13 protein-coding genes are annotated in these 12,179 nt (G+C 73.4%); 4 read left to right on the top strand and 9 right to left on the bottom strand.

Going from position 1 to position 12,179, the window contains the following annotated elements:
• The first annotated feature begins 18 nt into the window (after positions 1–18).
• Entirely contained in the window at positions 19–210 is a 192-nt protein-coding gene (locus POF73_RS29290; protein WP_272121423.1) for a hypothetical protein, read from the top strand.
• On the opposite strand, the gene POF73_RS29285 is transcribed toward POF73_RS29290, so the two are convergent.
• Complete coding sequence (locus POF73_RS29285; protein WP_272121544.1) at positions 202–873, bottom strand: ABC transporter; 672 nt, start codon at positions 871–873, stop codon at positions 202–204. The two genes, POF73_RS29290 and POF73_RS29285, sit on opposite strands and share 9 nt — an antisense overlap.
• 5 nt (positions 874–878) lie before the next feature.
• On the bottom strand, positions 879–1,817 hold the full coding sequence (locus tag POF73_RS29280) for an ABC transporter ATP-binding protein (protein WP_272121421.1): 939 nt from the start codon (positions 1,815–1,817) through the stop codon (positions 879–881).
• A gap of 111 nt (positions 1,818–1,928) precedes the next feature.
• Here POF73_RS29280 and POF73_RS29275 point away from each other — a divergent pair, with 111 nt between their 5' ends.
• Positions 1,929–2,684: an aminoacyl-tRNA hydrolase gene (locus POF73_RS29275; RefSeq protein ID WP_272121420.1), complete on the top strand. Its 756-nt coding sequence runs from the start codon at positions 1,929–1,931 to the stop codon at positions 2,682–2,684.
• A gap of 22 nt (positions 2,685–2,706) precedes the next feature.
• On the opposite strand, the gene POF73_RS29270 is transcribed toward POF73_RS29275, so the two are convergent.
• From POF73_RS29270 to POF73_RS29240, 7 genes are all read right to left on the bottom strand, one after another.
• Entirely contained in the window at positions 2,707–3,198 is a 492-nt protein-coding gene (locus POF73_RS29270; RefSeq protein WP_272121418.1) for a PPOX class F420-dependent oxidoreductase, read from the bottom strand.
• A 143-nt stretch (positions 3,199–3,341) separates the two neighbouring features.
• Positions 3,342–4,589, bottom strand: a complete 1,248-nt coding sequence (locus POF73_RS29265) for an ABC transporter permease (RefSeq protein WP_272121416.1) — start codon at positions 4,587–4,589, stop codon at positions 3,342–3,344.
• Positions 4,586–5,329, bottom strand: a complete 744-nt coding sequence (locus tag POF73_RS29260) for an ABC transporter ATP-binding protein (RefSeq protein ID WP_272121414.1) — start codon at positions 5,327–5,329, stop codon at positions 4,586–4,588. Before POF73_RS29260 ends, POF73_RS29265 begins: the two co-directional genes overlap by 4 nt.
• A complete protein-coding gene (locus POF73_RS29255) occupies positions 5,326–6,756 on the bottom strand; it encodes a peptidoglycan-binding protein (RefSeq protein ID WP_272121412.1) in 1,431 nt (476 codons plus the stop codon). The genes POF73_RS29260 and POF73_RS29255 overlap by 4 nt, the downstream gene beginning before the upstream one ends.
• Entirely contained in the window at positions 6,753–7,319 is a 567-nt protein-coding gene (locus POF73_RS29250; RefSeq protein ID WP_272121410.1) for a hypothetical protein, read from the bottom strand. Before POF73_RS29250 ends, POF73_RS29255 begins: the two co-directional genes overlap by 4 nt.
• Before the next feature lie 155 nt (positions 7,320–7,474).
• Positions 7,475–8,374: a prephenate dehydrogenase gene (locus POF73_RS29245; protein ID WP_272121408.1), complete on the bottom strand. Its 900-nt coding sequence runs from the start codon at positions 8,372–8,374 to the stop codon at positions 7,475–7,477.
• Positions 8,371–9,729, bottom strand: coding sequence for an aminotransferase-like domain-containing protein (locus tag POF73_RS29240; protein ID WP_272121406.1), 1,359 nt, complete (start codon positions 9,727–9,729; stop codon positions 8,371–8,373). The genes POF73_RS29245 and POF73_RS29240 overlap by 4 nt, the downstream gene beginning before the upstream one ends.
• A gap of 213 nt (positions 9,730–9,942) precedes the next feature.
• Between POF73_RS29240 and hppD the strand changes: the two genes are divergently transcribed.
• Positions 9,943–11,022 (top strand): 4-hydroxyphenylpyruvate dioxygenase, encoded by a 1,080-nt coding sequence (gene hppD, locus POF73_RS29235; protein ID WP_272121404.1) that lies wholly within the window; start codon positions 9,943–9,945, stop codon positions 11,020–11,022.
• On the top strand, positions 11,009–12,169 hold the full coding sequence (locus POF73_RS29230; RefSeq protein ID WP_443049660.1) for an alpha-hydroxy acid oxidase: 1,161 nt from the start codon (positions 11,009–11,011) through the stop codon (positions 12,167–12,169). Before hppD ends, POF73_RS29230 begins: the two co-directional genes overlap by 14 nt.
• The last annotated feature ends 10 nt before the right edge of the window (positions 12,170–12,179 follow it).

Here is a 12,179-nt window from a genome sequence, read left to right as displayed (position 1 = left end):
GGCTCGTACTCTGGACCTATGAGCGAGGAGCAGCCCAGCACCGACTACTGCCTGATCGACGCGACCAGGCCGCCCAAGGCTGACGGGCCGCCGTACGCCGACTGTGTGTTGTGCCTGGAGCCCACTGAGTACCCGGAGTCGTACAAGGGGATCACGCTCTGCCCGGTCTGCGAGTGGCAGGAGGCGCAGCGCACGGCCTGTTCAGGGTGATCTGCGGGACGTGAGCATGCAGGCCACGGAGGTTGCCGCCGCCGTGAGCAGGGCCGCTGCAGCCAGGGGCAGTACGGGCATCGGAACCGTGCCCGAGCGGGAGCCCGTGACCAGGCCGCTGACCGCCGCCTGCGCCGGGGAACCGGTCACCACCACCGCCAGCAGCGCCGCGAGCAGCATCGTCGGGACGGCGCGACCGGTCGAGCGCAGCACCGGCCAGGCGGTGAGCGCGCCGACAGCCGTACCGAGCAGGGCGCAGGCCAGCGTGGCGAGCAGCCCGGCCGCGCCCGCCGGAAGCCGCGGTACACGCATCTGGTGATCCGCGCTCGCCGGGTCACTGATCAGGGTTACGGCGATCGTCGCGAGCGTGCCCAGGGCCGCGGCGGCCGCCAGGGCCACCAGCAGTGCGGCCAGGTGCGCCCGGCCGGGGCCGACCGCCGCGGCGACACAGCTGCGGGCGGCGGGCGGCTCGTTGGCGACACAGATCCGCACCAGCCAGGCGGCGACGGGCAGCAGGGCCGCGGCCGTGTAGCCCAGCGAGTCGAGGACGGGCTGGCCGCCCTGCACGCCGATGCCGAGGAACGCGGCGTACAGGATGAACGGCGGCAGCCAGCGCTGCGAGCGGGCCAGGAGGGCGGCCTGGTAGCGGAGGAGGGCTCTCATCGACGTCATCGGCGACTCTCGGCTTCGGAAATTTCTGAGGGGGCGGAGGGGGCGGAGGGGTCCGAAGGGGCGGAGGGATCGGGAGCGGTGGTTGTCGTCGTCTCCTGGCTCACGCTCACCACGTGCCAGGGCGGGTGGGCGGTCAGCAGGGCCCGCAGCAGGACGTCCGAGTGGGAGGCGGGGACGGTGAGGTGGTGGGTGCCGGGAGCCGGCTCGTTCGTCTCCGTCGCTGTGCGGATCGCCTCGGCGGGGAGGCTCGCGCCGCTCGGACCCTGGACGACGACTGTCGTGTGCGGGCCGGCGGGTGGTGAACTTCCCTCGCCGGTACGGAGGTTGAGCGCGCCGTCGTGCACGGTGTACGTCGCGTCGGGTGCCCCGGCCAGGCGGCGCGGGTCGTGGTCGACGAAGACCACCGCGGTGCCGGCGGCGGTGCGTTCGGCGACGGCACGCTCCAGCTCGGCGCGGGCGTCCGCGTCCAGGCCGGTCCATGCCTCGTCCAGGACGAGCAGCTCCGGTCGGGCGAGCAGGGCCTGGGCGACGGCGACCTTCTGGCTGCTGCCCTTCGACAGCTGGGCCATCGGGGTACGGGCGTACGGGGCGGCGCCGAAGCGGTCGAGCCACTCCAGGGCGGCGCGGGTGGCCGCCGGGCGGGACAGGCCGTGGACCGTGCCGAGGTGGGTGAGGTAGCCGAGGGCGGTGAAGGGGAGGGCGGTGGGGAAGCGTTCGGGGACGTACGCGGTGCGGGGCGCTCCGCTGACGCGGCCTTCGGAGGGGGCGTCTATGCGGGCCAGGAGGCGGAGCAGGGTGGATTTGCCGGTGCCGTTCGTGCCTTCTATGCGGATGAGGGTGGCGGGGGGCACGGTGAGGTGGACGCCGCGTAAGACCCATGGGCCGCGCAGGCCGTAGCGGCGGCCTACGTTGTCCAGACGAAGATCGCGATGCATGGGGACATCTTGTCGTATCGCGGCTGCGGGGCCGTGGGGGCTGGTCGCGCCCACGCGGCGGAGCCGCAAACGACACAGCCCCGCGCCCCTTGAGTTGGCAAACTGGACGGCGTGAACAGTGATCCGACTTCCGTGAACGCCAGTCCTTTTCGGTCCGAGCCAAGTGCTCGCGATCATGCTCCGCAGTACGTCCTACCCCTCGTCGTACGGATCGAGCGGGCCGATCCCCCGGCCCGCACCGACGCTCTGGAGACCGCCGCCCGCGCCGTGCTGGTGATGCTCAGTGACGAGCGGTCCGTCGGGGACGGTGAGTGGGCGAAGGCCATGCGGGACTGGGAGGACGCCCGGATCCGCAAGGTCGTGCGGCGGGCCCGGGGGGCCGAGTGGCGGCGGGCGGAAGGGCTGGCGGGGATCACCGTCACCGGCAGGGCGGCCGAGGTGCGGGTGTTCCCGCCCGTGCCGTTGGACGGGTGGCCCAAGGAGCTGGCGAAGCTCCAGGTGTCGGGAACCGAGCTGGATGATCCGGAGCCGCCCATGGACGCCGATCCGTCGGCGCCGGTGCTCTGGGTGAATCCCGAGCTCGACATGTCGGCCGGCAAGACGATGGCGCAGGCGGGACACGCGGCGCAGATCGCCTGGTGGGAGCTGTCGGACGAGGAGCGGGACGCCTGGCGCGAGGCGGGGTTCCCTCTGGCCGTGCGGACCGCGGAGCCGGGGCGCTGGCGTGAACTGACCACGGCCGGGCTGCCGTTGGTGCGGGACGCCGGGTTCACGGAGATCGCGCCCGGGACGACGGTGGTGGTCGAGGGGCATCAGCGAGTGGGGGCGTTGCCGCCTCGGGTGCGACGGCCGCTGGTCATCCGCTGAGCGACCTCCGACCCGCTGTCCGCTACAGACGGCCGGCCGGGGCGGTGCCCGCTCGGGGGCCGCTCAGGCGGCGGCCTGCCGCCCCGTACACGTGGTCCACGGGGAGCCTGACGACCAGGCGCCGTTCGGCGACCATGGCGTTGCGGAAGCCCTCCCAGTCGGGGTGTTCGCCACGGAATCCCCGGAAGACGACGACGAGTTCGTCGGCGACCGCGTCGTACGGGTCCGTCGTGATCGGCGTCAGCTCCGCCACACCCTCGGCGATCATGTAGGCGTAGCCGTTGGGACTGGTGACGAGGAAGCTGGCGCGTGGATCGCGGCGCAGGTTGCGGGTCTTGGCGCGGTTGTAGGTGACCATGAGCCGGATGAGGCGGGCCTCCGCGTCGTAGGCGTAACCGACGTTCGACATCTGGGGGCGGCCGTCACGCTTGAGGGTCACGAGCGTGCCGATCCGTTGTTGACCGAGCAGTTGGAACAGGGCGTCGTCGCCGGCCTTCGCTGATTGCTCTGTCATGCGGCGAGCGTAAGGGAGTCGGCCGCTGTCCAGGTGGGCCGCGAGCGGACCGCGCGCAGGTGCGCGAGCATGGCTGAGCGATGCCCCCGCCGCCGACGGGGGATGGAGGCGGCGGGGGCACCGCGGTACCGGGGTGCGCGAGGTCAGGTGGTGGCCAGTGCCTCCGTGGGCGGCAGCCGGGCGGCGCGGACGGCGGGGTAGAAACCGGCCAGGCCGCCGATGACGAGGGTCGCGCCGACGCCGCCGGCCATCGCCCAGGTCGGCACCACGGACGGCCAGCCCTGGTAGGCGGCGTAGCCGGAGGTGACGGCGATGCCGAGGAGGACGCCGCCCAGCCCGCCGAGCGCCGACAGCAGCAGGGCCTCGCACAGGAACTGGGTGCGGATCTGTCCGCGCGTCGCGCCGAGGGAACGGCGCAGGCCGATCTCGGAGCGGCGCTCCAGCACGGAGATGACCATCGTGTTGGCCACGCCCACCCCGCCGACGAGCAGGGCGACCGCGCCGAGTCCGAGGAGCAGACCGCTCAGTGTGTCGTCGGTGGCCTGCTTGGCCTCCAGGGCGTCGGAGGGCCGTGACACGTTGGCCTCGGTGGGGTTCTCCGGGTTGGCGGTGGGGCCGAGGACGGACTGGACGTCGGTCACGGCCGATTCCTCGGTACGGGTGTAGACGGTCGTCGGGTATCCGTCGAAGTCCAGCTCCGCCTCCGCCACCGGCCAGCCGACCAGCGCGGCGGAGTCCAGTTCGGGCACCAGGTCGTTGGGGGCGAGCAGGCCGACGACGGTGAACCACTGGTCGCCGATCCACACCCGGGAGTCGGAGCCGGCCCGGAACACGCCCAGCTGTTCGGCGGCCTTGGGGCCGAGGACGACGGCGGGGTACCGGGCGTTGGCGGCGTTCAGCCAGCGGCCGTCGACGACCTCGACGCCCGCGCTGCGCGGCAGGTCGGTGCGGGCCGCGGACACCGTGAGCCCGCCGGTCTCCTGCTTGGGGACGCGGTCGTTGCGGTACACCTTGGCGTCGGTCCTGCCGATGGCGGACACCGCGGTGACGCCGTCGATGTTCCCGATCATGTCGACGGATTCGTCCGGCAGATGGGCGGCGGCTCCGGTGAACGACTGGCCCGAAGTGACCGTGAGCAGATTGGTGCCGAGCGCCGCGAGCCGGCGGTCGAGGTCCTCCGTGCTCGACGTGGAGATGCCGACCACACCGACCATGGCGGCGATGCCGATGGCGATGCCGAGCGCGGACAGGAACACCCTGAGCGGCCTCGACCGCAGTCCGGATCCGCCGACGCGCAGGACGTCGGCGGGGCCGAGGCGGGCGGGTTTCGGACGGGGGCGGGCGGCGGAGTCCGGCCGTTGCCGCGGTGGGCGCTGCGTGGTCAGGCTCATCGCGTGGCCTCCTCCAGGACCGCGGGTGCGGGGGTGCCGGTGCGTTCGCCGGTGGGCCCGCGGGCGGTGTCGTACTCGATGCCGCCGTCCTTGATGCGCACCTCGCGCGGGAGTGCGGCGGCGATGTCCCGGTCGTGGGTGATCACGACGACGGTGGTGCCCGCCCGGTGCAGTTCGTGGAGCAGGTCGAGCACCACGGCGCCGGAGCGTGAGTCGAGGGCGCCGGTGGGTTCGTCGGCGAGCAGCAGCGGTGGATCGCCGAGTACCGCGCGGGCGATGGCCACGCGCTGCTTCTCGCCGCCGGAGAGCTGGTGCGGCTGGTGGTGCAGTCGGTGGCCCAGCCCCACCCTGCGCAGGGCGCGTTCGGCCAGCCGGCGGCGCTCGGCGCGGGTACGGCCGCTGTAGAGGAGCCCGTCCGAGACGGAGTCCAGGGCCGGTACGCCGGGAGCGAGATGGAACTGCTGGAAGACGAACCCGATGGCCTGGGCGCGCAGCGCGGACAGTTCCCGGTCGGTCAGGCCGGCCACGTCGTGCCCGTCGATGCGGACGGTGCCTGCGGTGGGTCTGTCGAGGGTGCCCATGATGTTGAGCATCGTGGACTTGCCGGAGCCGGACGGGCCCACGACGGCGAGCAGTTCGCCGCGGTGGATCACCAGGTCGGCGTCCCTCAGGGCGCGGACGTCACCGTACGTCTTGGAGACCCCGGTGAGTTCGACCAACGGGCCCGCTGCGGTCGTCACTTGGGCACCCCCACGACCGTGCCGTCCTCGATGCCCTTGCCGGTGATCTCGACCATGCTGTCGGCGAACATGCCGACCTCGACGGGTGTGCGCCGCGGCGTGCCGTCGGGTCCGACGACGTCCACGGCGTAGCCGCCGCCCTGCCGTGCCACCAGGGCGTTGATGGGCACCACGAGGACGTTCTCGCGGGTCTCCGCCTTCAGGGAGACGTCGACGGCGGCGGCCTGGTAGCTGCCGAGCTTCTTCTGGTCGGCCACCTTCAACTCGACGGGCAGCGTGGCCTTGTCGGAGCCGCCGGAGCCGCCGCCTCCCGAGCCGCCGCCGGAGGGGGTGTCGTCCTGGCCGGTGGTCGGGGTGCCGATCTCGGTGACCTCGGCCTGCACGGTGGTGTCGTCGGGCAGGGTGACGGTGGCCTTGGTGCCCTTGTGGACCAGGTCCTCGTACTGCGCTTCGAGGTCGACGCTGACGACGCGTTCGGTGCCGGTCCAGGTCAGCACGGCCCCGGTGAGCGGCGCCCCGGGCACCGCCCGTACGTCCGCCACCCGCCGGGCGCCGTCGGCGATCACGGCGTCGCCCGGCCGTACGGTGCCGGTCTCCTCACGGCCGAGGTCGTCCTGCCATTCGCGTACGGCGTCGGCGGTGCCGGCGGTGTACTCGTCGTCGACGGTGAAGCCGGTGTAGCCGAGCGCGGCGAGGTTCTTCTCCAGCATCCGCACGTCGACGCCCTCGGTGCCGTCCTGCATCTGCCGGTAGAGGGGGATCGAGCCGTACAGGAGCGGGACCTGCTGTTCCGCGACCCGGTAGACGGCGTCGCCCCTTTTGATCACGTCGCCGTCGGACGGCACCCAGGTGACGACTCCGCTGCCGCCCTGCGGGCCGGACGGCGCCTGTACGGCCGTCACGTCGCCGTGGCCCAGGGTGCCGTCCACGGTCTGACTGCGGGTGAGCGTGGTGCGCTTCACCTCGGTGGTGCCGGGCGGGGCGTCGGGCGCGCTCACGTCCGTGCCGGACCCGTCGCCGCCGAGGACCCCGGCGCTCGCGGCCCCGGCTCCGGCGACGACCGCGATCGCGAGCACGACCAGTCCCGCGGTGCGCAGGGGGCGACGCCGGCGGGAGGCCGTCGCAGGCGCCCCGTCGTCACCGTCCGTCCGCGCGGGCGCGGTTTGCGGTACGGCGGTGTCGAGCTCGGCCCCTGGGCGGGTGCCGGTGTCCGGGGCGGTCGTGGACCTGGCCTCCAGGTCCCCGTTGGCCTTGCCCTTGCCCGACGGGGACACCTCGTCCGGTTGGCGCAGTTCCAGTGCCACGGAGGGGTCCGGGGCGGCGCCGTTGCCCGCGGGGCTCGGCCGGCCGGCGACGTCACCGGACGGATGCGGCGCCTCGGTGTCGGCCTCGTGCTCCCGCTCGCGGGTCTCGTCGGGTGCGGTCACTGGCCACCGCCCGAGCCGGTGAGACCACCGCCGGGCCACTTGTCCTGGCAGGCCATGCGCGCCTTCTGGAACTCCTCGCCGCCGGGGTTGATGCCGCTGCCCCCGAAGTCGATGCTCATGTTGCCGCCGTTGATCTCCGGGTCGGGAAGGTCCGGCAGGCCGTTCTCCCGCATGCACTTCGCCCAGGCGGCGACCTTCGTGGAGTCGAGCGCCCCGCCGCCGCCACCGCCGCCGCCGACCTGGCCCTGGGGCATCTTGTCGCGGCAGGCCTGCAACGCCTGCTGGAACTCGGCCGAGTTGGGGTCGATGCCGCTGTCCGGGCTGAGCGCGAGGCCGCCGCCGGGCTCCGGATCGGGGAACGCGGCCACGCCGTTGTCCCGCATGCACTTCGAGAAGGCCAGGGCCTGGTCCTGCGGACTGGTGGGTGAGGCCTCGGCGCCGGCGGGCGCCTTCGCCTCGTTCGACGACGAGCCGTCGTCGGAGCAGCCGGTGAGGAACGCGCCGGTGAGCAGCGCGGACACCGCGAGCAGGGTGGAAGCGGTTCGCTTGTGAGTAGTGGACATGGGGCCAAGTACTACGCGGGCGGCGGTCACAGCGCGGACACAACAGACGCCTCGGGTACAGGCTCCTTGCGCACCCGCGTACAGGCCCGGGCCCCGGCCCGGGGGCCGCCGCCCCGCGTCGGCGGCAGCGGTCCGTGCCGTCGGTGGTCCGGACGTCAGTGCGGCGTGCCGTCGGCCCGGTCCTCGGACAGTTCTCCCACGCCTGCGATGCCCCGCTCCAGCAGGTCCACCAGGGTGTGCCTGCTCTTGCCGCGGGTCTCCGGGCCCGGGCCGTCGGCGCCGTCCGGTTCGGCGAGGTCGTACAGGGCGGCCAGGACTCCGGCGAGTTCCTCCTGGAGCCGGGTGAGTACGTCGGCGACCGCCAGGGCGTTGGACTCCACGATGTCGCCCCACAGCCGTGAGTCGCCGCGGGCGATGCGGGTCACGTCGCGCAGTCCCTGCCCGGCGAGGCGGGCCGCCGGTACCGGGCCGTCCCGCAGCCGAGCCGCCATCAGGCTGGCCAGCAGATGCGGGGCGTGGGAGGTGAGGGCGACCGCGTCGTCGTGGGCGCTGGCCCGCATCACCCGGGGTGTCCCGCCGCACAGCGCGATCAGCCCGAGGGCCCGGTCGAAGGCGGGTTTGGTGGTGAACCGCGTGGGGGTGAGCACCCAGGGGCGGTCCCGGAACAGCTCGGCGCGGGCCGCGAGAGGGCCGGACCGCTCACGGCCGGCCATGGGATGGCCGCCGACGTAGGAGGAGGGATCTGGGGCGGTGGCGAGGATCTCGCGTTGGGGGCGTGCCTTGACGCTCGCCACGTCCGTGTAGCTCCGGGCGAGGCCCCGGGCCTGCTCCCGCGCCAGCACCGGGGCGATCTGGCTGGGCGGCACCGCGAGGACCGCCAGGTCGACGGGGTGGGGCGGGAGTTCGGGCCGACCGGCGCCGCGGGCGGCCGCGGTGTGCAGGGCGGACTCGTCCCGGTCGGAGAGGTAGACGGTCACCCGGTGCCTGCTCGCCGCGAGCGCCACGGAGGTGCCGATGAGGCCGGTGCCGACGACTGCCAGCGTGCGGATGGTCACGGCGCACCACTCGGGAGGTTCTCCCCCGTGCCCTCTCGCCCGGGCAGCCGGTCGCCGATCAGCGCGGCCAGCCGGTCCAGCCCCTCCTCGATCCGCTTGGGCGTCAACGTGCTGATGGACAGGCGCAGTTGCCGGTGCCCGGCGGTGGAGCCGTAGAAGTGGTGCATGGGCGTGAAGAGCACGCCGTAGCGGCGGGCCGCGTGGGCGAGGAGGTCGTCGTCGACGGTGAACGGGACGGTGACCACGACGAAGAAGCCGCCGGTCGGCGCGTTCCAGGAGACGTCGGCGTGTCCGCCGAGGCGCCGGTCGAGGCCGTCGAGCACCTGGCGCAGATTGCGGGCGTAGACCTCCGTCTCGCGGCGGTTGGCGCGGGCCATGCTGCAGCCGTGGGTGAGCAGTTTGCCGCCGACGACCGCCTGGGCGATGGGTGCCGTGTTGACGGTGAGCATGCTCTTGATCTTCGACAGTTCGTCGGCGAGGAGCGTGCTGCCGCCGCCGGAGGCCGCGGTGACCCGCTGCCCGGCCACCACGTAGCCGACGCGGGCGCCCGGCATACCGGTCTTGGCGAACGACCCCAGGTAGACGACGCGTTGGTGCCGGTCGAGCGCCTTCAGGGTGGGGGGCCGCTCGGCGGCGCTGTTGAGTAACCCGTAGGCGTTGTCCTCCAGGAGTAACAGGTCCTCGGCGGCAGCGAGTTCGAGGAGCCGGTGGCGGTCGGCGAGCGGCATGCTCACACCGACCGGGTTGGCGAAGTCGGGCGTGACGTAGCAGGCGCGGACGCGGTGGCCGGCGGCGCGCGCCCCGCGCAGCCGGTCGGCGAGGTCGTCGAGGTCGACGCCGTCCGGGCCGGTGCGCACGGGCAGGACGGGCAGGTCGGCGAGGAGCGCGGCGCCGGTCAGGCCGACGTAGGTCGGGCTCGGCGCGAGCAGCAGGTCCCGGTCGTTCGCCCGCAGTGCGCGCAGGACGAGGAACATCGCCTCCTGGCAGCCGACGGTGACGACCACGGACGCGGGGTCGGCCTCGATGCCCTCGTCCGCGGCGAGGCTGCGTACCACGAGGTCGGTGATGATCCCCTTGGTGTCGCCGTACTGGAAGAGCGTGCGGGCGACCTCCGGCTCGCTCATGCCGCGTTCGGTGCGCAGGTGGTGGCAGAAGGTCCGCAGGTATGCGTGGAGCAGGGACACGTCGTAGAAGCCCTCGTAGGGCCGGCCCGCCGCGAAGGAGATCGCGTCCGGGTAGGTGCCCGCGATCTCGTTGAGCAGGGTCATGGACTCCATCGACGTGTCGCCGAGCGAGGTGTGCAGGGTGGCCGCGGGCAACTCGGCCCGGATGATCTCGGAATTCAGGATTTCCATCACCTGGGTCCTTCATCGGGAACGGCAGTGTCTTTCTTGACAGCTGCGGTAATGCGCCGGCCTCCGTACGATCGGGCCGCATCAGAAGTATTCGACCTCCCCGCCCGACGGTAAAGACGCACCCCGGAAGAGGAACTGCACAATCCGCGTGGCGTATTCGGGCGGCGGTCCGCTGCATTCGAATCCGTACCCATTCCGTGTGCGAGGACTCTCATGACGGAACTGACCGATCTCGCCATTGATTACGTCGAGTTATATGTCGACGACCTCGACCGGGCGGTGTCCGCCTGGGTGGACGGCTACGCGTTCACGGTCGTCGGCACCGGCTCCTTCGCCGAGCACCGCGGCATCGCGCTGCGCCAGGGGCGGACGACGCTGGTGCTCACCGAGACGGACTCGGCACGGCATCCCGCGTCCGCGTACGTCGCCACGCACGGCGACGGTGTCGCCGACATCGCCCTGCGCACCGCCGACGTGTCCGCGGCCTTCGCCCGGGCGGTGGCGGGCGGTGCCGAGCCGGTGCGCCGGCCGACCCGGCACGAGGGCGACGGGCCGCGCGTCACGGCCGCCGTCTCGGGGTTCGGCGACGTGGTGCACACGCTCGTGGAGCGGGCCCCCGGTGCGGGTCCGGGGCTGCCGGCCGGGTTCGTGCCGGTCCCGGGCGCGCGGAACACCTCCGGCGGCGAGGTGGGGCTCCTGGACGTCGACCACGTCGCGGTGTGCCTGGACGCGGGTGACCTCGACACGACGGCCCGGTTCTACCGACGGGCCCTGGGCTTCAGGGAGATCTTCCAGGAGCGCATCGTCGTCGGCGCCCAGGCGATGGAGTCCAAGGTCGTGCAGAGCGCCGTGTCCGAGGCGGTCACCCTGACGCTCATCGAGCCCGACCCCGAGGCGCAGCCGGGGCAGATCGACGAGTTCCTCAAGAGCCATCACGGGCCGGGTGTCCAGCACCTGGCGTTCTCCAGCGACGACGCCGTCCGCTCGGTGCGGGCGCTGGCGGAGCGCGACGTGACGTTCCTCAGCACCCCGGGGACGTACTACGACCTGCTGGGTGAGCGGATCGGCCTGCAGGCGCACACCCTGGAGGACCTGCGGTCGACGAACCTGCTGGTCGACGAGGACCACGGAGGCCAGCTGTTCCAGATCTTCACCGCCTCCGCGCACCCGCGCCGCACCCTCTTCCACGAGGTCATCGAGCGTCGGGGGGCGCGGACGTTCGGCAGCTCCAACATCAAGGCCCTGTACGAGGCCGTGGAGCTGGAGCGGGCGGGACGGCGTGCCGGGGACTGACCGGAGCGGGCCCGGCGGGGAGCCCGTTCCGGGGACGCGGCCGGCCCTCGACACGCCGTCCGGGCCTCGGGAGTTGCGGGATCTGGACGACGTAGAGCGGGCCGCGGCGGCCGTGCTGCCCGGTGAGGTGTGGGACTTCGTCGCCGGCGGCAGTGCCCGCGAGCTGACCCTCGCGGCCAACCGCGCGGCCTTCGACCGGGTCTTCGTCACGCCCCGGGTGCTGCGGGACGTCTCCGGGTGCACGACGGACACGACGCTGCTCGGACGGCCGGCGCGGATGCCGGTGGTGGTCGCGCCGGTCGCCTACCAGCGTCTGGTGCATCCCGACGGTGAGCTGGCGACCGGCCGGGCCGCGCGGGACGCGGGTGTGCCGTTCACGGTCGCGACGCTGAGCAGTGTGCCCATGGAGGAGGTGACCGCGGCCGGCGGGCGGGTGTGGTTCCAGCTGTACTGGCTGCGTGAGCGCGGGCGTTCCCTGGACCTGGCCCGCCGGGCCGAGGCCGCGGGCTGCGAGGCGCTGGTGCTCACGGTGGACGTGCCGTGGATGGGGCGCCGCCTGCGCGACGTACGCAACGGGTTCGCGCTGCCCGGCCATGTCCGTGCCGCGCACCTGGACTTCGGCGCCCCGTCGGCGGCCCACCGGACCACCGGGGGCGGCTCCGCGGTGGCCGCGCACACGGCGGAGGCGTTCTCGCCCGCGCTGACCTGGTCGGACGTGGAGGCGGTGCGGTCGGTGACACGGCTGCCGATCGTCCTGAAGGGGATCCTCGCGCCGGACGACGCCGTGCGGGCGGCCCGCCTCGGGGTCGACGCCGTGGTGGTCTCCAACCACGGAGGGCGCCAGCTCGACGGCGCGCTGCCCGGCGTCGAGGCGCTGCCCGCCGTGGCCGAGGCGGTCGGGGCATCCTGCGAGGTGCTGGTGGACGGCGGGGTCCGCTGCGGCACGGACGTGCTCAAGGCGCTGGCCCTGGGCGCCTCCGGGGTGATGGTGGGGCGCCCGCCGGTGTGGGGCCTCGCGGCAGACGGGCAGTCCGGGGTACGGCGCGTACTCGACCTGCTGGCCGAGGAGTTGCGTGACGCGCTGGGGCTGGCCGGGTGTGCCTCGCCGGCCGGGGCACGGGAGCTGCGGGCGGTGCGGCTGCCGTGAGCAGCCACGT

Origin of the sequence: Streptomyces sp. HD, from assembly GCF_028369295.1 — a bacterium.
GTDB lineage: Bacteria > Actinomycetota > Actinomycetes > Streptomycetales > Streptomycetaceae > Streptomyces.
Note: the sequence above shows the minus strand (reverse complement) of the source record. Positions and strands in the feature narration are given on the sequence as shown.

Excerpts from the sequence above, each read along its gene's own strand:
- POF73_RS29240 (WP_272121406.1), bottom strand. The coding sequence starts at position 9,729 with ATGGAAATCCTGAATTCCGAGATCATCCGGGCCGAGTTGCCCGCGGCC.
- POF73_RS29285 (WP_272121544.1), bottom strand. The coding sequence starts at position 873 with ATGAGAGCCCTCCTCCGCTACCAGGCCGCCCTCCTGGCCCGCTCGCAG.
- POF73_RS29265 (WP_272121416.1), bottom strand. The coding sequence starts at position 4,589 with ATGAGCCTGACCACGCAGCGCCCACCGCGGCAACGGCCGGACTCCGCC.
- POF73_RS29270 (WP_272121418.1), bottom strand. The coding sequence starts at position 3,198 with ATGACAGAGCAATCAGCGAAGGCCGGCGACGACGCCCTGTTCCAACTG.
- hppD (WP_272121404.1), top strand. The coding sequence starts at position 9,943 with ATGACGGAACTGACCGATCTCGCCATTGATTACGTCGAGTTATATGTC.
- POF73_RS29280 (WP_272121421.1), bottom strand. The coding sequence starts at position 1,817 with ATGCATCGCGATCTTCGTCTGGACAACGTAGGCCGCCGCTACGGCCTG.
- POF73_RS29290 (WP_272121423.1), top strand. The coding sequence starts at position 19 with ATGAGCGAGGAGCAGCCCAGCACCGACTACTGCCTGATCGACGCGACC.
- POF73_RS29250 (WP_272121410.1), bottom strand. The coding sequence starts at position 7,319 with ATGTCCACTACTCACAAGCGAACCGCTTCCACCCTGCTCGCGGTGTCC.